General features: G+C 36.6%; 18 protein-coding genes and 1 riboswitch. Of the genes, 2 read left to right on the top strand and 16 right to left on the bottom strand.

Annotation, left to right across the window (positions count from 1 at the left end; all coding sequences use genetic code 11):
* Positions 1-743 precede the first annotated feature (743 nt).
* The 3 genes from cysS to folE all read right to left on the bottom strand — a co-directional run bounded on the left by cysS (position 744) and on the right by folE (position 3,439).
* The gene (gene cysS, locus CQ022_RS16550) at positions 744-2,210 is read right to left on the bottom strand and encodes a cysteine--tRNA ligase (protein ID WP_105683391.1); all 1,467 of its coding nucleotides are present in this window, start codon (positions 2,208-2,210) and stop codon (positions 744-746) included.
* 125 nt (positions 2,211-2,335) lie between these two features.
* Entirely contained in the window at positions 2,336-2,767 is a 432-nt protein-coding gene (locus CQ022_RS16545) for a DinB family protein (RefSeq protein ID WP_105683390.1), read from the bottom strand.
* A 6-nt stretch (positions 2,768-2,773) separates the two neighbouring features.
* Positions 2,774-3,439, bottom strand: a complete 666-nt coding sequence (gene folE, locus CQ022_RS16540; RefSeq protein ID WP_034694807.1) for a GTP cyclohydrolase I FolE — start codon at positions 3,437-3,439, stop codon at positions 2,774-2,776.
* 101 nt (positions 3,440-3,540) lie between these two features.
* Here folE and CQ022_RS16535 point away from each other — a divergent pair, with 101 nt between their 5' ends.
* Positions 3,541-4,692, top strand: a complete 1,152-nt coding sequence (locus CQ022_RS16535) for a hypothetical protein (protein ID WP_105683389.1) — start codon at positions 3,541-3,543, stop codon at positions 4,690-4,692.
* A 265-nt stretch (positions 4,693-4,957) separates the two neighbouring features.
* Here CQ022_RS16535 and metF read toward each other — a convergent pair whose 3' ends face one another.
* From metF to CQ022_RS16495, 8 genes are all read right to left on the bottom strand, one after another.
* Positions 4,958-5,917, bottom strand: a complete 960-nt coding sequence (gene metF, locus CQ022_RS16530; RefSeq protein WP_105683388.1) for a methylenetetrahydrofolate reductase [NAD(P)H] — start codon at positions 5,915-5,917, stop codon at positions 4,958-4,960.
* A 7-nt stretch (positions 5,918-5,924) separates the two neighbouring features.
* Positions 5,925-8,585 (bottom strand): methionine synthase, encoded by a 2,661-nt coding sequence (gene metH / locus CQ022_RS16525; RefSeq protein ID WP_105683387.1) that lies wholly within the window; start codon positions 8,583-8,585, stop codon positions 5,925-5,927.
* 1 nt (position 8,586) lies between these two features.
* On the bottom strand, positions 8,587-9,678 hold the full coding sequence (locus CQ022_RS16520) for a fatty acid desaturase family protein (protein WP_105683386.1): 1,092 nt from the start codon (positions 9,676-9,678) through the stop codon (positions 8,587-8,589).
* A gap of 83 nt (positions 9,679-9,761) precedes the next feature.
* A complete protein-coding gene (locus tag CQ022_RS16515) occupies positions 9,762-10,772 on the bottom strand; it encodes a homocysteine S-methyltransferase family protein (protein ID WP_105683385.1) in 1,011 nt (336 codons plus the stop codon).
* A complete protein-coding gene (locus CQ022_RS16510; RefSeq protein ID WP_105683384.1) occupies positions 10,747-11,130 on the bottom strand; it encodes a four helix bundle protein in 384 nt (127 codons plus the stop codon). The genes CQ022_RS16515 and CQ022_RS16510 overlap by 26 nt, the downstream gene beginning before the upstream one ends.
* A 27-nt stretch (positions 11,131-11,157) precedes the next feature.
* Positions 11,158-12,318 carry an O-succinylhomoserine sulfhydrylase gene (locus tag CQ022_RS16505; protein ID WP_105683383.1) on the bottom strand — a complete coding sequence of 387 codons (1,161 nt, stop codon included), beginning with the start codon at positions 12,316-12,318 and terminating at the stop codon, positions 11,158-11,160.
* Positions 12,319-12,443: 125 nt separating this feature from the next.
* Positions 12,444-13,982 carry an ACT domain-containing protein gene (locus CQ022_RS16500; RefSeq protein WP_105683382.1) on the bottom strand — a complete coding sequence of 513 codons (1,539 nt, stop codon included), beginning with the start codon at positions 13,980-13,982 and terminating at the stop codon, positions 12,444-12,446.
* Positions 13,982-14,926, bottom strand: a complete 945-nt coding sequence (locus tag CQ022_RS16495; protein WP_105683381.1) for an alpha/beta fold hydrolase — start codon at positions 14,924-14,926, stop codon at positions 13,982-13,984. Before CQ022_RS16495 ends, CQ022_RS16500 begins: the two co-directional genes overlap by 1 nt.
* Positions 14,927-14,986: 60 nt before the next feature.
* Positions 14,987-15,094: riboswitch (SAM riboswitch) on the bottom strand.
* A gap of 188 nt (positions 15,095-15,282) precedes the next feature.
* Here CQ022_RS16495 and CQ022_RS16490 point away from each other — a divergent pair.
* Positions 15,283-17,898 (top strand): MGH1-like glycoside hydrolase domain-containing protein, encoded by a 2,616-nt coding sequence (locus CQ022_RS16490; protein WP_105683380.1) that lies wholly within the window; start codon positions 15,283-15,285, stop codon positions 17,896-17,898.
* A gap of 70 nt (positions 17,899-17,968) precedes the next feature.
* Here CQ022_RS16490 and CQ022_RS16485 read toward each other — a convergent pair whose 3' ends face one another.
* From CQ022_RS16485 to CQ022_RS16465, 5 genes are all read right to left on the bottom strand, one after another.
* Positions 17,969-18,388, bottom strand: coding sequence for an OsmC family protein (locus tag CQ022_RS16485; protein ID WP_105683379.1), 420 nt, complete (start codon positions 18,386-18,388; stop codon positions 17,969-17,971).
* Between the two features lie 34 nt (positions 18,389-18,422).
* Entirely contained in the window at positions 18,423-19,745 is a 1,323-nt protein-coding gene (locus CQ022_RS16480; RefSeq protein ID WP_105683378.1) for a DUF58 domain-containing protein, read from the bottom strand.
* Positions 19,746-19,812: 67 nt separating this feature from the next.
* Positions 19,813-20,166, bottom strand: a complete 354-nt coding sequence (locus CQ022_RS16475; RefSeq protein ID WP_105683377.1) for a four helix bundle protein — start codon at positions 20,164-20,166, stop codon at positions 19,813-19,815.
* A 71-nt stretch (positions 20,167-20,237) separates the two neighbouring features.
* Complete coding sequence (locus CQ022_RS16470; protein ID WP_185126818.1) at positions 20,238-21,269, bottom strand: AAA family ATPase; 1,032 nt, start codon at positions 21,267-21,269, stop codon at positions 20,238-20,240.
* 119 nt (positions 21,270-21,388) lie between these two features.
* Positions 21,389-22,546, bottom strand: coding sequence for a hypothetical protein (locus tag CQ022_RS16465; protein WP_105683376.1), 1,158 nt, complete (start codon positions 22,544-22,546; stop codon positions 21,389-21,391).
* Positions 22,547-22,555: the final 9 nt, after the last annotated feature.

Below are 22,555 nucleotides of genomic sequence, written 5' to 3'. Positions count from 1 at the left end.
ATGAGTAATGAGTAATGAGTAATGAGTAATGAGTAATGGGTAATGGGTAATGGGTAATGGAAGGTATGGTTTCTTCTATATTATATATATAATAGATAAAGAGTAAGTTTTGGCTAAAGCCATAGGAAAGGAATATTTTTGATAAAACGGGCTAAAGCCCGTTTCTATTGAATATTGTTATAATGGGAATGGGTACTGGTTAGGATGCATTGTGATTTTTTCCCACAGATGGCACAGATTCACACAGAGGATCATGGATATAATTATAATATAGTATACAAAAAAGCGCATGTAATGAAAACAGGATAAAGCATGTTCTTATGGTATATAAATACTGATGATGATAATATAGAATATGGATAGTAATAACACAAAGCCTGAAAATCCGGAAATCAAATATCAAAATACAGAACACAAAACTCGAAACACGTAACTCAAGACACAAACCTCGAATTCATCATTCATCATTTATAATTTATAATTCCTTTCCCTCTTCTCCCCTAGCCCTGATAGAAATGGTTACCCCGCAGCTTGGGTTGGAGAGTCACCGGGGGCTGAGCGTGGGACAACAGCAAAGGCGCGAGGAGTAGAAATGGATAGCAGGAAATAGCTCCTGAATAAATTGCAGAGTCAGAGGGTTGGAAAGGAGTGGGTTTATATTTGTAAGGGGATAAAAAAAACATTCCGTAAGAATCCTAAAATGTGGGACTCCTACGGAATGGGTATAAAACGAAGTTATATTTTTAGTTCAGAACGTATGATGTTCCGTCTCTTCCGTCTTTTAATTCGATTCCTTCAGCAAGCAGTTTGTCTCTGATCTGATCTGAAAGCTCGAAGTTCTTTGATTTTCTTGCCTGATTTCTCAGTTCGATCAACACCTTTAGGGTCTGATCAAGCTTTTCATTGTTATTTTCTTCTATGGTCTGTAGTCCCAGAACATCGAAGATAAAGGCATTCAATGTTGATTTTAAATCTTCAAGATCTGCAGTTGAGATTGTTTCTTTCCCATCATTCAAAGCGAAGATGTATTTCACAGCTTCAAACAGGTGAGCAATCAGGATTGGAGAATTGAAATCGTCTGTTAAAGCTTCATATGCTTTATTTTTCCACTCTTTCAGGCTGAAATCTGATTGTTTTGTATCATCAGGTGTAATGGAATTCAATACTTTTACGGCTTCCATCAGTCTGATAAATCCTTTTTCACTGGCCATCATTGCATCGTTTGAAATATCCAGCACACTTCTGTAATGTGCCTGCAGGAAGCAGAAACGTACAATTGAAGGATGGAAAGGTTTTTCAAAGAAATCATTGTCTCCTGTAACCAATTGCATAGGAAGGATATAGTTTCCTGTAGACTTGCTCATACGTTGTGAGTTCATTGTCAACATATTGGCATGCATCCAGTAATTTACCGGTGCTGCATCATTGCAAGCTTTCCCTTGTGCTATTTCACATTCGTGGTGAGGGAATTTAAGGTCCATTCCTCCTCCATGGATATCGAATGTTTCACCTAAATATTTAGTACTCATTGCAGTACACTCAAGATGCCATCCTGGGAATCCTTCTCCCCAAGGAGAGTTCCATCTCATGATGTGAGCCGGAGATGCTTTTTTCCACAATGCAAAATCCTGTGGGTTTTTCTTTTCTCCCTGTCCGTCAAGATCTCTGGTATTGGCAAAAAGTTCTTCTATATTACGTTTTGAAAGTTCGCCATAGTTCAATCCTCTTTTGTTGTACTCTAATACATCAAAGTATACTGAACCGTTGCTTTCGTAAGCGAATCCTCTTTCAATCAGTTTTTGAGTCAGCTCTATCTGTTCTACAATATGTCCTGTAGCTGTAGGTTCTATATTAGGAGGCAACAGATTGAACATATCCAATACTTTATGGAAGTCTACCGTATATTTCTGTACGATTTCCATGGGTTCCAGCTTTTCCAGTCTGGTTTGTTTTACGAATCTGTCGTTATCTACATTCCCATCATCGGTAAGATGCCCTGCATCAGTAATATTTCTTACATATCTTACTTTATACCCCAAATGCGTCAGGGTACGGTAGATAAAATCGAAGGAAAGAAAAGTTCTTACATTTCCCAAATGTACATTGCTGTACACTGTAGGTCCGCAGACATACATTCCGACATTTCCTTCTAAAATAGGTTTGAATATTTCTTTTTCCGCAGTAAGGGAGTTATATATTTTTAATTGCATTTATTTTTAAGTTAAAAGATTTAATGATTCTAAAGATTCAAAATTGAGTTAAAAATTACTTTTGTCACAACAAATAATTGTTGTGATAAAAATCTTATGTGAAACTTTTTTAAATTTTATCATAATTAAATCGCTTTTAAATGATGCTGTAAATGATCTACATAATCATTGATAATAAACTCCAACGTATACACCCGAGGTTCTGTTTTAGTTGTATCACAGGTTCTTTGTAATGCTTCATCCGGAATATTTTCCACGATATGAACAATCTGATAGTTCAAAGACTTCCAAAGATCAATAAGATCTGAAGTAGGAACATTCTGATAGTTCTGAGCTTTTACCCAGAAATTCTGGTCATATACAATATTTTCGTTCTCTTTGTATTGGGTTACCACAAATCTACGGATATTTGTAAAAGCACTGTCACAAAGATGACCAATAATTTCTTTTTTAGACCATTTTTCTGAAAAACTTCTATGTGACCATTCTTCTTCGGGGATATTTTGAAATCTCTGAAGTTCGGCATCAATAATGTTTTTAAGGATTTGGTAGTTCATTATTTATTAATCCAGTTTGGCATGGCTTCCTACGTAATGTAAGAACTCCTGTCTTGTAATAGGGTTTGTTCTGAAAATACCACTTAATTCTGCGGTAATCGTAGAACTTGCAGTGTCTTTTATTCCTCTGCAGTTTACACAAAGGTGTTTTGCATCAATGATACAAGCTACATCTTTTGTTCCTAAGGCTTCTTTCAAAGCATCTACAATCTGCATGGTAAGTCTTTCCTGAACTTGTGGTCTTTTCGCATAGTAATCAACAATTCTGTTGATTTTTGAGAGACCGATTACTTCACCATTGGAAATATAAGCTACATGGGCTCTTCCTATGATGGGTAAAAAGTGATGTTCGCAGAAAGAGTATACGGTGATATCTTTTTCCACCAACATCTGGCGGTATTTGTATTTATTGGAGAAAGTAGAGATTCCTGGTTTGTTTTCAGGAAGAAGTCCTCCGAAAATCTCGTTCACATACATTTTGGCAACACGTCTTGGAGAGTCTTTCAGAGAATCATCTGTCATATCCATTCCCAATGTTTCCATAATCTCGCCAAAAAGCTCAGTAATTTTTTCAATTTTTTCCTGTGGCGATTTATCAAAAGCATCTTCCCTTATAGGCGTATGTTCTTTTCCAGTGAAAATATCATCGTCGTTATCAGTAAAATCAACCATTTTTATTTAATTTGCAGCAAAAATACGGATAATATCTATTTCTCTATTTCAAATAAGGTGAAAAACATTATCTTTTATAGCCATTTCTGATTAAAAAGCCTATGATTATTGTCGAGGAAGTACAAAATAAACACCATAAAAGGGAATTTCTGGAATTCCCAGTCCGCCTTTATGAACGCGACAAAAATTATATCCGCCCTTTAGATCAACATATTGAGGAGATTTTTGATCCTGAAAAAAATAAATTCTTTAAAAATGGAGCATGTAAAAGGTTTCTGTTTAAAAAGAACAACCAAACAGTAGGTAAAGTAGCCGTTTTTATCAATGGCTGTTATGAGCAAAAGCAACCTACGGGAGGAATTGGTTTTTTCGACTGTATCAATGATCAGGAAACTGCCAACTTTATTTTTGACCACTGTAAAAACTGGCTTCTGGAAAAAGGTATGGAAGCTATGGACGGGCCTATCAATTTTGGGGAGCGGGATAAATTCTGGGGACTTCTAACGGAAGGTTTTGTTGAACCTTTATTTGGGATGAATTATAATCTCCCTTATTACAAAGAGCTCTTTGAAAATTATGGGTTTCAGGTTTATTTTGAACAGCTTTGTTTTACCCGGCTTATATTTTCAGAAGTTTCGAGGATTTTCACCATTGCTCACGAAAAAAACAGAAGAAATCCCGCTATTTCAGCGCAACCCATGAAAAAGAATAACCTGGCTAAGTTTGCAAAAGACTTTACTGAGGTTTATAACAAAGCATGGGCCTGCCATGGAGAAGGAAAACAACTGGAAGAAGCCAAGGTTCTAAAAATGTTCAACACAATGAAACCTATTATCAATGAACATATCTCCTGGTTTGTATATGAGAATGAGAAACCCATTGCCATGTGGATCAATATGCCTGACCTCAACCAGTGGTTCAAATATCTGAATGGAAAGTTTGGAATTTTCGAAAAACTCAAGTTCTTGTTTTTAAAACGATTTAAAAAGAATGAGAAAATGGTGGGGCTTGTTTTTGGTGTTGTACCGGAATGGCAGAAGAAAGGCATTGACGGGTATATGATCTGGGAAGGAACTCAACATTTGAGAAAGCATACAGATTTTACGATTACAGAACTGCAGTGGATTGGTGATTTTAATCCAAAAATGATTAAGATTGCTGAAGCTCTTGATACAACTGTTACCCGAAAACTGGCTACTTATCGATATTTGTTTGACAGGAATAAGGAATTTGAGAGACATGAGATTCTTTAGGGTAAGGAAGATGGGATTTATTGAAGTGTGTTTATTAACTAAAAGTTCAGTTTGCTTTTTTTAAATACTGTAAGCTATTTGACACAAAGTTTTTATTTGCGATTGTTATATTTGAGGGAGCAAAGGTTGAATCAACTTTATTGATTCTTTCTAAGCGGATGTATAGCCTACGGTTTTCTTACTCCATCTTATGTTCTGTATCAGATTCTTATTAAAATAAAAACCCTGCCTTTTACAGCAGGGTTCCTTCATTTTGGTACTTTTATTAGAATAGCTCACCGGCTACTTTTTTTATGTTATCGCTTTTACCCATTGAGTAGAAATGCAAAACAGGAACTCCGAAATCCAGCAGTTCTTTGCATTGGGCAATCGACCATTCTATTCCGATCTGCTTTACGGCTTCATTATTTTTTGCATTTTCCACTTCACTAATCAGCTCTTCAGGAAGGTCTATTTTGAATACCTGTGGCAGGATTTTCAGATGTTTCTTGGTGGCAATAGGTTTGATCCCCGGAATAATCGGAACGGTAATTCCCATTTCTCTTGCTTTCTGAACGAATTCAATGTACTTTTTATTGTCAAAAAACATTTGGGTAACGATATAATCTGCTCCGGCATCTACTTTTTGCTTCAGCCATTTCAGGTCATAATTCATGGAAGGGGCTTCCATATGTTTTTCAGGATATCCGGCAACTCCGATACAGAATTTATTCAATTCATCACAAACCTGTTCTTCATTATGAAGATATTTTCCTCTTCCAAGGTTGTTAATCTGATTTACCAGATCCATAGCACTTGCATGCCCGCCATGAGTAGGTTCAAAATATTGATGTCCTTTCATAGCATCTCCCCTTAAAGCCATTACATTGTCTATCCCCAGATACATACAGTCTACCAACAGATATTCTGTTTCTTCTTTTGTGAACCCTCCACAAAGCAGATGGGGCACTGTATCTACATTGTATTTATGCTGAATAGCCGCACAGATTCCTAATGTTCCCGGACGCATTCTTGTAATACGGCGTTCCATCAGGCCGTTTCCTTTGTCCAGGTAGATATATTCTTCTCTGGATGTGGTAACGTCAATGAAAGGCGGTTTGAATTCCATCAACGGATCTATATTGGTATAGAGATCTTCAATCCCGATTCCTTTCTGTGGCGGAACAACTTCTAAGGAGAATAAAGTTTTTCCATTTGCGTTTTTAATGTGTTCTGTTATCTTCATGTCAATGTTAATCTGCTAAATTTGGCGACAACCATTTTCTCGCTTCCTGGATGCTACAGCTTCTTCTTGCTGCATAATCTTTAAGCTGGTCTTCTGTAATTTTTCCTAATCCGAAATATTTGGCGTGCGGGCTTCCGAAATAATATCCGGAAACGGATGCTGTTGGGAACATGGCAAGGCTTTCTGTAAGGAAAACGCCTGTATTTTCTTCTACTTTTAAAAGATCCCAGATGGTTTTCTTTTCCAGGTGGTCAGGGCAAGCCGGATATCCCGGAGCCGGACGGATTCCTTTGTATTTTTCGGCAATCAATTCTTCGTTGCTTAAACTTTCCTGATTGGCATATCCCCAGTACTCCGTTCTTACTTTTTTATGTAAAAATTCAGCATAGGCTTCTGCAAAACGGTCTGCCAGAGCTTTCACCATGATAGAATTGTAATCATCGTTGGCTTTTTCATATTCAGTAGACAGTTCATCGGTACCAAATCCGGTGGTTACACAGAATGCACCCATATAATCCGTTTTTCCTGAACTTTGAGGAGCGATGAAATCACTTAGCGCCAGATAGTCTTTTCCTTTTGATCTCTGAGCCTGCTGTCTTAGGGTTAAAAATTTAGCCTGCTCATTATTATTTTCATCAAAAATCAAAATATCATCGGATTCATTGGAGTTGGCTTTAAAAATTCCGAAAATGGCTTTTGCTGTTAAAAGCTTTTCATCCAGAATTCTCTTTAGAATCACCTGGGCATCTTTGAATAATTCTTTCGCCTGAACGCCTACGACCTCATCTTCCAGGATATTCGGATATTTTCCGTGAAGATCCCAGCTTCTGAAAAACGGCGACCAGTCGATAAAAGGAAGAAGTTCTCTCAGGTCCTGATTTTCGATCACTTTTATTCCTATCGTATTCGGAGTGAAAATATCTTCGTTTTCCCAATCAATTTTAAAATGATTTTCTCTTGCTTCTTCAATAGAAACATAATCTTTGTCCACCTGTCTGTTCAGAAACTTTTCCCTGAAATCGGAATAGTCATTCTTTAAATCCGAAACATATTCTTTATTTCTGTCACCCAATAATGAACTTACTACGTTTACAGCTCTTGATGCATCATTCACGTGAACGACAGCATTTTTATATTTTAAATCGATTTTCACTGCAGTATGTGCTTTGGACGTTGTAGCACCACCGATCAATAACGGAAAATCTAAATTTTGTCTTTCTAATTCTGAAGCGATGTATACCATTTCATCCAAACTTGGGGTAATCAGTCCGCTCAGTCCGATAACGTCTACTTTTTCTTCAATAGCAGTCTGAATAATCTTTTCAGCCGGAACCATTACTCCAAGGTCAACGATTTCATAATTGTTACAACCTAAAACGACACTCACAATATTTTTACCGATATCATGAACGTCTCCTTTTACAGTTGCCATTAATATTTTTCCGTTGGCAGGTTTTGCTCCGTCTTTTTCAGCTTCAATGAAAGGCTGTAAATAAGCCACGGCTTTTTTCATTACCCTTGCAGACTTTACAACCTGTGGTAAGAACATTTTTCCACTTCCGAATAAATCTCCCACCACTCCCATTCCGGTCATCAGATTGATTTCTATGACATGAAGCGGTCTTGCAGCCAATTGTCTTGCTTCTTCTACATCTTCTTCAATAAAACGGTCAATACCTTTTACCAGGGCATAAGTAATTCTTTCCTGTAATGGATTATTTCTCCATTCTAAGTCTTCGGTCTTTTCTTTTTTTACAGATTTGTGTTTTTCTGAATAATCGAGAAGTCTTTCTGTAGCATCTTCTCTTTTATCCAGAATTACATCTTCTACAAGCTCCAGAAGTTCTTTATTGATTTCATCATACACCTCCAGCATTGCCGGGTTTACAATACCAATATTCATTCCTGCCTGGATGGCATGGTAAAGGAATACAGAATGCATGGCTTCTCTCACCGTATCATTTCCACGGAAAGAAAAAGATACATTGCTTACTCCTCCACTTACGGATGCATAGGGAAGATTTTGTCTTACCCAGCGCGTAGCTTCAATAAAGTCGATGGCGTTTCTTCTGTGCTCATCCATTCCTGTTGCTACCGGAAAGATATTTAAGTCGAAAATGATATCTTCTGCCGGGAAGCCAATCTGGTTCACCAGAATATCATAAGAACGTTTTGAGATTTCAATTCTTCGTTCAAAACTGTCTGCCTGCCCTACCTCATCAAATGCCATTACAATTACTGCTGCACCGTATCTTTTAATGGCTTTGGCATGTTTGATAAATTCTGTCTCTCCTTCTTTTAAACTGATAGAATTCACTACACATTTTCCCTGAGCAACCTGAAGACCTGCCTCCAGAATTTCCCATTTGGAAGAGTCTACCATGATTGGAATTCTTGCGATATCCGGTTCTGAAGCAATGAGGTTCAGGAATTTGATCATGGATGCTTTTCCATCAATCAATCCATCATCGAAGTTGACATCCAAAATCTGTGCACCTCCTTCTACCTGATGGCGGGCAATATCTAATGCTTCAGAGAATTTCTCCTCTTTAATGAGTCTTAAAAATTTTTTGGATCCGGCAACATTGGTCCTTTCACCAACATTGATGAAATTACTTTCCGGCGTTATGATAAGAGGCTCGAGGCCTGATAATCTTAAATATTTCATTTTATTCTTCTAAAATATAGTAGGCATTATGGGCATTCTGCCTCAATAAATCCCTGTGCTTGCTTAAAGCTGTAATCAGGGGAAACCTTTTGTAAGCTAAATCATGTTCTTTAGCAAATTCCTCAATCTCCTCTGTGATCTCGTTATAATACATATAACTGTAATTCGGGAACAGATGATGGGCTACATGAAAATTAAAATTTCCCAACACATTTCTTACCCACCAGTTATTTTCTTTTAAATCATTGGTCACTTCAAACTGGTGACGAAGCCAGCTAAACGGGAGACCATTTTCTTTATTTAATTTTGGAAAGGCATTATCAGGAAGCGGATGCAAAGGCAGTAAAACAAACAATGCAAAAATACTTGCTGAAATCACCTGTAAAAACCACGCTCCTAAAGCCAATCCTATTGATATTTTAAATAACATCACGGGAACCACAATCTGATAAAAGAAATAGAACAGTTTGTAACTGATCATTTTTACTTTTTCAATGGTGGGAATCTTTCCCTGGGTCTTTAAAATCACTCTTTCCTTGTCAAAGAAGTCCCTGAAGTCTCTTATAAACATCCAATTGAATAAATACAACGGATAGACTAAAAAGAAAAACTTATCCTGATATTTCTGTACTCCTTTTGCTTTGATCCATGGCACAATTAAAAGCAACCCGCTCTGTTCAATATCTGTATCCCATCCATCCACATTAGGATAAGCATGGTGGCTTGCGATATGTCTTTTTTTCCAGATGTAGGAATTAGCTCCTATAAAATCAAAAATGTGAAGAACCAGCGTATTCAGTCTTTTAGTTTTATAGATATTATTATGAGCGGCTTCATGAATTAAGTTTAAATAAATTAAAACCAAAAAAATTCCCATTAAAACAAAACTCAGAATATAGATCCAATGCTTTTCGGCATTCAAAAGAGCCAGGAAATACAACCCGATATAGATCAGTGGCAGCACAACCGCTTTGATCTGAATGTAAATATCTCTGTTCTCAGAAATGGCTTCCACTCTCTGGTTTACTTTCTTTCTCAGCTCATTAAATAATCTGATATCTTCCGAATCTTTTAAATAAATTGGCTTTTCCATTATATTTAACTTTGTGGTTTACATAAAGTTACTATTTATAATTTAGCCTTCATTCTTGATTTTAATTAAAAAAATCTATCAAATCACACAAATTCCTTCAATTTCCTTGGTGGATATTGTTCTACCAGGTCCGCAATCGCTTTAATATGCTCAGGTGTAGTCCCGCAACATCCTCCGATTATATTGATTAATCCTTTTTCCACATATTCTTTAATCTGTCTTGCCATATCTTCCGGAGTCTCATCATATTTTCCGAAAGCATTGGGTAAACCGGCATTCGGATATGCTGAAACGTAGAATTCTGAATTATGAGCCAGCGTTTCAAGGTAAGGAGTCAGCTGATCTGCTCCCAATGCACAGTTAAAGCCTACACTTAATAAATTCAGATGGGAAACTGAGATCAGAAAAGCTTCTGCGGTCTGCCCGCTCAATGTTCTTCCGGAAGCATCGGTAATGGTTCCTGACACCATGATTGGAATTTTAATTCCTCTTTCATCCTGTAGTTCGTCAATAGCAAACAAGGCTGCTTTTGCATTCAGGGTATCAAAGATGGTTTCTACCAACAGAATATCTGAACCACCATCCAGCAAAGCTTCACACTGCTGTTTGTAAGCCACTCTCAATTCTTCGAAAGTGATGGCTCTGTATCCTGGATCATTAACGTCCGGACTTAAACTTGCCGTTCTGTTCGTGGGTCCGATAGATCCTGCTACAAATCTCGGCTTGTCAGGATTTTTTGCAGTGTATTCATCACAGGCTTTTCTGGCAATTTTTGCCGACTCATAGTTCAGGTCATATACCAATTCTTCCATGTGATAATCTGCCATCGCAATGGTAGTTCCTGAGAATGTATTGGTTTCAATGATGTCAGCTCCTGCTTCCAGGTATTTCTTATGAACTTCTTCAATAGCCTGAGGCTGTGTCAGAGAAAGCAGGTCATTATTTCCTTTCACCGGATGTTCCCAATCCTTGAAACGCTCGCCGCGGTAATCTTCTTCTTCAAATTTGTATCTCTGAAGCATAGTTCCCATTGCACCATCAAGAATTAAAATTCTTTCGGATAGAGCTTTATATAATTGTTCTGAATTTTTCATTTTCTATCAATTTATAGTTTATAAATCCGCTCACCAGTTTTTTACATAAGAGGATTTTTTTATTGATTATTTCAAAATCTTCTTTAGAAATATAGTGTTGGTCTAAAGCCAAATGGAATTGAGTTTCCAGTTTATAAAGAGATTTCCCGGCAGTATGCAGACACTGTAAAGTATCTTCAGAAGCCTGTCTTCTACTTCCTTCCGTTATATTGAACGAAACTGAAGTTACCATTCTTCTTATGTGACTCGTTAAAGCCAATAATTCTTCTTTAGGAAAATTTGCAGTAAGAATATAAGCTAGATTAACCAACTGTCTTCCTTCTCTCCAAATTACTAATTCTGTGTAGTCTCTATCCATTTGGCTCTATAAACTGTGAACGATTAATTAGTCTAAAGCCTGTTTCAAGTCTGCTATGATATCCTCTACATTTTCCAGCCCTACAGAGCAACGAACCAATCCTGCCGTAATCCCTACTTCATTTCGTTCTTCGTCTGAAAGTTTGGAGTGGGTTGTAGATGCCGGATGGGTAACGATCGTTCTTGTATCACCTAAGTTAGCGGACAGTGAGCACATTTGTATCTTATCTAAAAAGTTTCTTCCGCCCTCTATTCCGCCTTTGATTTCAAATGCTACGATATTTCCTCCAAGTTTCATCTGCTTTTTGGCTACTTCATAACTCGGGTGAGATTTCAGGAATGGATATTTTACTAATTCTACGTTGGGATGGCTTTCTAAAAACTCTGCTACTTTCAATGCATTCTCACAGTGTTTTTCTACACGAATAGACAATGTTTCCAGACTTTTTGATAATACCCATGCATTAAAAGGAGACAATGCAGGCCCGGTATTTCTTGCGAAAAGATAAATTTCTCTGATCAGGTCTTCTTTTCCTACTGCTATTCCTCCTAACACTCTTCCCTGTCCGTCAATCAGTTTTGTTGCGGAGTGTACAACAATATCTGCACCATATTTAATCGGTTGCTGAAGGTAAGGTGTTGCAAAACAGTTATCTACAATAAAGATAAGATTATGTTTTTTTGCAATCTGCCCGAAGAACTCCAGATCCAAAATTTCAATAGCCGGATTGGTAGGCGTTTCAAGATATAAGATCTTTGTATTGGGTTTAATATATTGTTCAACATTCTCAGCATCTCCTGCTTTGAAATAAGTAGTTTCAATATTCCATTTCGGGAAATATTTGGTAAACAATGTGTGTGTAGATCCAAAAACCGACTGGCAGCTTACGATATGATCTCCGGCATTCAGTAGGGCAGCAAATGTAGAATAGATGGCTGCCATTCCCGTCGCAAAGGCATATCCTGCTTCTGCCCCTTCCATTTTAGCTATTTTATCTGTAAACTCTGTTACATTGGGATTGGAAAAACGGCTGTATAGGTTTTTAGGTTTTTCTTCGGCAAAGCTTGCTCTCATATCCTCTGCATCCTGGAATATAAAACTGGAAGTAAGATATAATGGCGTAGAATGCTCATCAAACTGAGATCTTTCAGTCTGGGTTCTTATTGCTGATGTTTCAAAATTTTCCATATAGTTTTAATTAATTTACCAATATAGCAGTCTAACAATGTAACAATGAGATTCTTCGCTTTGCTCAGAATAACGGCACCAATTATTGGTAAACTGATACATTATTAGATTGTTATATTAAATTATTATTTCGTTTCACTTACTCTTAAAATATCCCCGAATACCCCTCTTGCTGTTACCTGTGCTCCGGCTCCGGCTCCCATGATCACAATCGGATTTTCTCCGTAACTTTCTGTATAAATTTCAAAGATGGAATCTGAACCTTTCAACTGACCTAATGCTGAAGTTGCAGGAACAGAAATCAGTTTCACATCCAGTTCTCCTTTGTCTTTCTGCAGATCACCATGTAAATCACCTACATATCTCAGTACATGACCAGGCTCCTGATTTTCTTTAATTTTCTGGTATTCTTCATCCAATTCATCCAATCTTGAAAGGAATTCTGATTTTGAAACTTCAAGTAGGCTTTCAGGAACCAGATTTTGGATATTGATATCTCCAAATTCATTGATTAAGTCCAGTTCTCTTGCCAGAATTAATAACTTTCTTGCCACATCATTTCCGGATAAATCTTCTCTTGGATCCGGTTCTGTGTACCCTTTTTCCAACGCTTCGTTGATGATGGTTGAAAATTTATCGTCTCTCAAGGAAAAATTATTGAAAACATAGCTCAATGTTCCTGAGAATACGCCTTTGATTCTGGTGATATTTTCTCCTGAAAGGTGTAATAATTTGATGGTATCAATTAACGGAAGACCAGCTCCTACATTAGTTTCATACAGATAACGTCTGTTATTTTTACTCAACGTATATCTTAGTTTTCTGTACTCCTCAATAGGAAGGGTATTGAAAATTTTGTTGGATGAAACCAGATCAAACCCGTTTTCTGCCAAAGCGTGATAGTTTTTCACAAAATCCTTACTTGCAGTGTTATCCACAACGATCAGGTTCTCCAGTTGATTTTCATTAGAGAAATTGATCAATTCTTCAACATTAGAAGGATGTTCCGCAGCCAAAACCTCATCACCCCAATTGGCATCAAATCCTTTTTTATTGAAGGCTATTTTCTTTGAGTTGGCTACAGCAACTACTTTAAGGTCTATTTTTTTACGTTTCTTAATTTCTTCTGCAGATTCCAACACCTGTTCTATCAGGGTTTTTCCTACGTTTCCATGACCAATAATTGCCAGATGAACTGTTTTTGGTTTTTTGAAAATTTCAGATTCTATGATATTTCTTGTTTTTTCATCCTGTGAAGAAGTCACTACGATGTTGACTCTATTTTCTCCGGCTACCTGATTCAGCAATAATGGGAAAACATTGTTTCTGGCCAGTTCAGCAAAGACTTTATTGAAATCTTCTGCTACGAAACCAATCACAGAAACATTATTGATACTATAGATCTGAGAAACTTTTCCAGATTTTCTTTCTGTTTCGAATTCATCAATAAGACAAGCAACCGCTTTTTCTGCATCATTTTCGTGAACCAAAATAGAGATTCCGTTTTCTATAGCTTGTTGAGAAATCACTCCTACACTGATACGCGCTAAAGTAAGCGCTTTAAAAATACGTCCGTCAATCCCGATTTCTCCAAGGAAATCCTCTCCTTCAAATTTGACGATTGATCTGTTCTTCAAAAATTTTATTTCGTTAGCATTTTTCATTACTTCTGTAAAATGTTTTTTATGATATTATTTAATTGTTGATATTCCATTAGGAAGGCATCATGCCCGTGTATAGATTGGATCTCGTGATAAGAAACATCCTTATTTTTCTCTTTTAAGTTTTCAAAACACATTCGGATTTCAGAAGCAGGGAAGAATAAGTCTGTATCTACGGAGATCATGTGCATTCGTGCCTGTATGCTCTCCAGTGCTGTTTCATCAGCATTGATATTCATCAGGAGATGATTCATCAGCTTGTATGCTTTTAAACTAAATCTTTCGTTTAATGTATTACCATGATAAACCAACCAGTCTTCTGATTCCAGGCGTTGATTTTCCTTATTATATTGGTTTTGAAATCTGTCATTGAGTGATTGTGGAGTTCTGTAACACAACATGGCATGAATTCTTGCTTTCTGTAATGGCTCTTCTTTATCATTCAATAAGAAATTCTGAACCAGACATTGAGCATGCAGCCAATCGTGTGTTCTATAATCACAGGCTATGGGAATAAATATTTCTGCGAGATCCGGCTGCTTGGCAAGCATTTCCCAGGCAATCCCTCCTCCCAGAGAACCTCCAATAATGGCATATATATTTTTGATTTGTAAAGCTTCAAGCCCTTTCAGAAATATCGCAGCGATATCTGAAGGAGTGAAGTCTTCATAGTCTTCAATTAAAAAATTGTCATATCCGTTTCCGGGTATATTGAAACACAGAACAGTGTATTGATCAGTATCAACAACCTGATTATCTCCTACCAATTGTTTCCACCAGCCTTTTTCTCCGGATACATTTGAGTTTCCGGTAAGAGCATGGTTGATTAAAATGATAGGGGCTGTAAACAGATCTTTCCCAAAAAGCTGATAGCTTAATGAGATATTGTATTCCTTTTGAGAATAAGTTTGATACGAAAGATTAATATAGTTTAGTTCTGTTTTCAATTCTATTAAATTTTAATACAATTGAAAATGCCACAGGAAATGGCTGAAAAGAACTTCAGTAAGTTATCTGTCCAAAATAATTTTGGTAGAACGTAGCACCTTCTTTGCTTGCACAAAGGGTTGCTAAGGTTTCATAGGGTCTAATCCCTCAACCTTTCTTGATAACATTTTCAATATTTGAATGAACGAATGATGCAAAGGTAGTTCTTTTCTTTTAATTTCAAAAAAAAATTATTTTAATATTTTTAAAAGCCCTTAAACACAAGTATTTCAAGACTATATTAATAATTATTCAGATGAAAAAAATTGGAATTACTTCTCAAAAAAACTAACTTCGTATGGAAAAATGATGAGATATGACCGCTGAAAAAGAAAGATTACAAGATACCAAATGGAAAAACTGGGGACCTTATGTAAGCAACCGGCAGTGGGGAAATGTACGGGAAGATTATAGCCCAAACGGAAACGCCTGGAATTTTACCAATCATAATAATGCTGAAAGCTACACTTACCGCTGGGGAGAGGAAGGCATCGCCGGAATTTCTGATGTAAAGCAGCTGTTCTGTTTTGCTTTTTCGTTTTGGAATAAGAAAGATAAAATGGTAAAAGAACGATTCTTCGGATTGAGTAACCCTCAGGGGAATCATGGAGAAGACATCAAAGAAATCTTTTATTATCTGGATAATACACCTACTCATAGCTATATGAAGATGGTATATAAATATCCTATCAATGCGTTTCCTTATGATGAGCTTGTTGCAGAAAACGGAAAACGCAGTAAGAAAGAACCGGAGTATGAAATTTTCGATACCGGAATTTTCGATAATGATGAATATTTTGATATTTTCATCGAATATTGTAAAGCTGATCACAATGATATTCTGGCCAGAGTAACAGTCTGCAACCGAAGTCAGCATGCTGCTCCTATTCTTGTGGCTCCTACTCTATGGTTTAGAAACAACTGGAAATGGGGATATAATACTTATAAAGGAGAACTCAATACTTCTCATGACGGAAGTATCAATATTGGACACGACAGTATTTCAATCAGGAAACTGTATTCCCGAAATTCAAATGCCCAAAGTGTATTTTGTGACAATGAAACCAATACTCCAAAGCTTTATGGAGCTCCCCCATCTGAAAATACCTATTTTAAGGATGGAATTAATGATTTTATTATTCATCAGGGAAACACTGTAAATCCTGAAAAAAGAGGAAGCAAAGCTGCTTTTCTTATTGATGAGAGTATTGATGCCGGGGAATCGAAAGTTTTTGAGTTCAGGCTATGTCCTGATGAGGCAGACAAGCCTTTTGAAAACTTTGACTCTATTTTTGAAACCCGTCAAGCTGAAGCCGAAGAGTTTTATAAAGGAATTCAGAATGATACTGTTAATGAAGATGAAAGAAATGTTCAGCGACAGGCTTTTGCAGGACTTCTCTGGAATAAGCAGTTCTATCATTACAATATCGGAAAATGGCTGAAAGGAGATCCTAATTTTGAAGCTCCAAGAAATTTCAATGAATATGTAAGAAATACTGAATGGAATCATCTTCATAATAAAGATATTATTTCCATGCCTGATAAATGGGAATATCCGTGGTATGCTACATGGGATCTGGCATTTCACTGTGTACCTTTCTCCATTATAGATGCGGAGTTTGCCAAGGGACAGCTTTTGCTCCTTACCAAAGAATGGTATATGCATCCTAACGGACAGCTTCCTGCTTATGAATGGAATATGAGTGACGTAAACCCGCCTGTACATGCGTGGTCGTGCTTCCGTGTTTTTAAAATTGATGAAAAAAATAATGGAAAACCAGATTTACTATTCTTAGAAAAAGTATTCCAGAAACTGCTTCTTAATTTCACCTGGTGGGTAAACCGAAAGGATAAGAACGGTAAAAATATCTTTGGTGGAGGATTCCTTGGTCTTGATAATATCGGTGCCTTTGACCGTAATATGGAATTAAAGGATGGCCAGCATCTTGAACAGGCAGACGGCACAAGCTGGATGGCGATGTATGCATTGAATATGATGCGTATTGCCATGGAACTGGCCCAGTATTATCAGGTATATGAAGATATGGCAATTAAATTTTTTGAGCATTATCTTTATATCGCTGAAGCCATGGAAAATCTGGGTGAAAGCACGAAAGGCCTGTGGAATGAAGAAGACGGATTTTTCTATGATGTGCTGCAGCTGGGAAATGGAGAAAGCGTTTCTTTAAGATTAAGAAGTATTGTAGGTTTGATTCCTATGTTTGCTGTTGAAATTGTAGATCATCATTTGTTGGAAAAGATGCCGAATTTCAAAACCAGAATGGAATGGATTCTAAAAAATAAACCGGAACTCACCAAACTGGTTTCTCATTGGGATGAGGAAGGACATGGAAGAAAACACCTGATGAGTATTCTTCGAAAAAACAGACTGACAAAGGTATTGACCAGAATGCTGGATGAAAATGAGTTTCTAAGTTCTTACGGAATTCGGGCAATGTCTAAAGTATATGAAGAAAATCCTTTTGTATTCTCTGTACACGGATCAGAAAATATGGTGTACTATACTCCTGCAGAAAGTGACAGCCGGATGTTTGGCGGAAACAGTAACTGGCGAGGGCCTATCTGGTTTCCGATCAACTTCCTGATTGTAGAAAGTCTGCAACGCTTCCATTTTTATTATGGAAATAGTTTAAAAGTAGAATTTCCAACCGGAAGTGGTGATAAAAGAAATCTTGATGAAGTGGCCCAAAACATCAGCAAAAGGCTCTGCTCCATATTTTTAAAGGATGAATACGGCCAAAGGGCTTTCAATGGAGGTAATCCAAAGTTCAATTATGATGAACATTTCAGAGATTATATCACCTTCTTTGAATATTTCCATGGAGACAACGGCCGCGGTGTAGGAGCTTCTCATCAAACAGGCTGGACTGCCACTGTGGCGAAATTGATAAAACCAAGACTTACCTTTTAATGAGTAATAGGTAATGAGTAATAAAAAAGCCGGATGAATCATCCGGCTTTTTCTATTTTTAAATAAGAGATTATATTTTTTCTCCGTTTACATAGACTTCGTAACCGATTTCTACATTGGGTTCTAACGTTTTTGATACAGAACAGTATTTCTCAAAAGAAAGTTCTGCTGCCTTTAATGCTTTTTTAGGATCAATTTCTCCTTCTAACAGGAACTTCACTTTAATAGATTTAAAAGGTTTCGCATCATCTACCTGCACTCTTTCTCCTTCTACTTCTGCCTGAAAACTTTTGATATCCTGACGCTGTTTCTTTAAAATAGAAACCACATCAATTCCGCTGCAGCCTGCTACTGCCATCAGTACACTTTCCATTGGAGAAACTCCTTTTGCTCCCGGCTGAGAAGTATTATCCAAAAGAATGGAATTCCCTTGTGCATTTGTACATTCAAATAAAAAGTCGTCGTTTATTCTGTTAAGTGTAATTTTCATTGCTTATTGCTTATTGCTTATTGCTTCTACAAAGTTATAAAATTCCTCTCGCTTTTATCTCCAGATATTTATTGATAACATCAATATTCAAATTTTCCGGAAGAGTATAAACGGTATAGATTCCGTATTTGCGGAGTTCCTGAATGATCAGTTTCTTTTCAAATTCGAATTTTTCAGCAATGATCTCATCATAAATTTCCTGCATATTTTCAGGATTTTTGTTGATCAGTGTCTGCAGCTCTGAGTTTTTGAAAAATACAACGACCAGCAAATGGTTTTTAGCAATTCCCCGAAGATATTTCAATTGTCGGTTCAGTCCGTCCAATGTTTCAAAATTGGTAAAAAGCAGAATTAAACTTCTTTGATTGATAGAATATTTTACATCCTGATACAAACGGTTGAAATCACTTTCAAAGAAATCTGTTTTAATATTATAAAGAGCTTCGGAGATTTTTTTCAGTTGTCCGGATTTATTATCAGCAGCAATTTTATTTTCGGCTTTTTTAGAAAAAGTCATCATACCGGCTCTGTCTCCTTTTCTCAAAATAATATGAGATAAGGCCATCGTTGCATTGATCGAATAATCCAGTAAGCTTAATCCGTTGAAAGGCATTTTCATGGTTCGTCCTTTATCAATCAACATAAAAATACGCTGTGATTTTTCATCCTGAAACTGGTTGACCATTAGACGATTTGTTTTGGAGGTCGCTTTCCAGTTGATCGTTCTGATATCATCTCCGGGTACATATTCTTTGATCTGCTCAAATTCCATAGTGTGTCCAAGCTTTCTGACTCTTTTGATTCCACCTAACAAAAATTCACTTTGAATGGCCATAAGTTCATATTTTCTGAGATGGATAAACGATGGATAAGATGGCAACATCGCATCCTTCTGAAAAATAAATCTTTTTGAGATCAGTCCTAATGGGGAAGATGCATAGATATTCAAGCCTCCAAAATTATATTCTCCCCTTTCCTTGGGCTCCAGTGAGTATTGAAAGAATGTATTTGCTCCGGAAGCAATCTGCTTTTCAATCAAAAAATCTCTTTTCTGAAACTGGAAAGGAATTTCATCAATAATCTTGGTGCTTATGGTAAAGCTGTAGTTATTTTTAATATCAATTTTTACAAAATTCTCATCTCCGTTGGACAGCTTTTCCGGCAGAATCCTTTGAGCCTGCAATGCATTCTTTTGATTAAAAAGTAACAGAAAATCTACCATTGCAGCCAGAAAACAGATCAATAGTACGATATGGGCTGCCCACATCAGCACCGGAAAGAAAAATGCCAGAACATACAGTATCCCCACTCCGATGAGTGTAAAAAAGAAATGTGTATTGATGTATAAGTTTTTCATTGGTTAGGTTGCAGGTTGCAGATAAAAGGTTTTAGGTGGACGTTTATTAGCTCTATCTCTTTCATTATTATTGTTGGAGAGCGTTTGTTAAGCCATTCAACATTTTAGATATTTCTATAATCCTTTCATTTAATTTTAAATACTCATTTTCATTTAAAAATTTGAGATTTTTTGAAATAATTAATTGTGTTTCTACTTCTGCACAACTGCCTCTTGATATTTTTAAAAATTGTAGATAATCAGGTTTGCTTCTTCTTGAGTTTCCTTCAGCGATATTGGATGGTATAGAAACTGAAGCCTTTCTGATTTGTGATATCAATCCGTAGATCTCATCTTTAAGAAAAGCCTCTGTAGTTTTATAAATTTCAGTAACAAAATCTATAGACTTCTGCCAGACTAAAAGTTCTTTAAAGTTTGCCATATATAATAATTTTGTAACTATTTAATCATTCACCCGCTATCACCTATTACCTGCGACCTAATATCTATTACCTACCTAGGAATTTCTATTCCTTCCAAAATCTGGCGGATAATTTCATCGGCAGTAAGCCCTTCCATTTCTCTTTCCGGAGATACAATGACTCTGTGTCTTAAAACAGCGTAGCTTGCTTCTTTAATATCTTCAGGCGTTACAAAGTCTCTTCCTTTTATAGCAGCAAAGGCTTTCGATGCCGTAAGAAGTGCCAGTGAAGCTCTCGGAGAAGCACCCAGATATAAGAATTGATTTTCTCTGGTATTGATAATTATTTTAGCAATATATTCCATCAGCTGATTTTCCACAATGATTTCTTTTACCAGATTCTGGTAATTTTTCAACTGTTCAGCGGTGATAACACGGTTGATTCCTTCTGTCTTATCTTCTTTTTTACTTTCGTGCTGATTTTTAATGATGGCAATTTCCTGCTCAAGATTAGGATATCCTACATTGATTTTGAATAAAAAACGGTCTAACTGAGCTTCCGGAAGTCTGTATGTTCCTTCATGCTCAATAGGGTTTTGAGTCGCTATAACCAGGAAAGGTTCTTCCAGAATATAGCGTGTACCATCCATCGTGATCTGCCTTTCTTCCATTACTTCAAATAATGCTGACTGTGTTTTTGCAGGCGATCTGTTGATCTCATCAATCAGGATGAAGTTGGAAAAAATAGGTCCTTTCTTAAATTCAAACTCTGAGTTTTTCACATTAAATACAGATGTTCCCAGAATATCGGAAGGCATCAGATCCGGTGTAAACTGAATTCTGCTGAAACCTACATCAATTGTTTTGGCCAGTAATTTTGCGGTGATCGTTTTGGCGACTCCCGGAACACCTTCAATAAGGACGTGCCCGTTTGAAAGCAATGCCGCTAAAAGATGCTCAATCATCTTCTCCTGTCCTACAATTACTTTCCCGATCTCAGATTTTACTTTCTCCAGACTTGCACGAAGTTCAATCATATCAATTCTCGACTGAAACTGCTCTTCCTTTTTATCAAGATTGATAGAGCTTTGGTTTTCTATATTGGGGTTATCAAAGTTTTCCATAATAAAATTTATTTACCGATCTAACGATTATCAATGCAATAATTACAATCCCTTCCTGGGAATACTCATGATTGTCATTATCATTTACTGCATCGTTATATTATTATCTAATTATTATATTATTTAAGTATTTCATCAAGGAGTTTATTAATCCTTGTAAGGTCTTCTTTCATTACACTGGCGTAAGGATCTTGCGCTTTTTTGATAAGCACTATAGCTTCATTGATCATCTCCATGGTTTTTCCGGTTTTCAGATGCAGCTTTTTGGCAAATTCTTCATCTATATTCTGGGTGTCTATCAACAAATCCATTCTCACTTTGTTCAGAAAATACTGAGCTTTCTTCGCCATCATATCATGAAAATCACCTTCCTGAAGATACAGATTTCCAATACTTTTCACAAAATCCAGGGAAGTATTTCTTAATGGCTCTGTGACAGGTACTATTCTCTGTTTTCTTTTGGCATTAAAGAAAATAAACAAGACAAGTCCTCCTAAAAGCACCCACCAGGCATATTTTAAAGCCGGATTTGACAATACAAATCTCATAAAGAAACGTGATGTTGAACTTTTGTTGGATACAAACCAAAGGGTTTCTCTATCCTGAAGATAGGAAAATACATCCTGTGCATATTTCGTATTCCCAGGTTTCAGAAGATAATAATTGGTCAGAAAAAGAGGTTCAGTGTGAGCATAAATAGTTCCTTTTCCAAACTTTACTTTAATAAAGTTGGCCTGATCTGTATTCTTTTTCTCCACTGTTTTTCCCAAAACTTCCACTTTAGGTTTTATAAATGAAAATCCTCTACCCGATGGAAATTTGTCCAGCTTAATAAAATCATTCTGAAATTTTTTATCAGTCAGTTTCAATACATTTTCTTCTTCAAAAGAGATCTCAGAATCGTAATATCCGATACTGTCTGAAATTTCTTTAGGCATACGGGTTACCATCAAAAAAGCATCTGAACCTTCAGACACCTGAGTCAGTATCTTTTTCCATGATTCTCCATCGAGGTTGTTTTCAATAACAACAATATTGTGGGCTTGTTTTTTATGCTGGTTGTAGTATTCGTAAGGAACCTGCTCAATTTTCTTCAGGTTATTTTTAAAAAGAGCTTTCGCTTCATTATTAAAAACAAACAGCCCGAACGGAGATTTTTCATTGATATCAAAATTCTTGCGCCAGTCTGTCGTTTCTTTTTTGTTAACTTCAAGCAATGCCAGAATAACCATCACAATGATGAAAATTGCAGCATATGTTTTGAAAGTTTTATTCATGGTTGTTAT

Source organism: Chryseobacterium culicis (genome assembly GCF_002979755.1).
Lineage (GTDB): Bacteria > Bacteroidota > Bacteroidia > Flavobacteriales > Weeksellaceae > Chryseobacterium > Chryseobacterium culicis_A.
The sequence above is the reverse complement of the archived record's forward strand: the minus strand, read 5'-3'. Positions and strand labels throughout refer to the sequence as shown.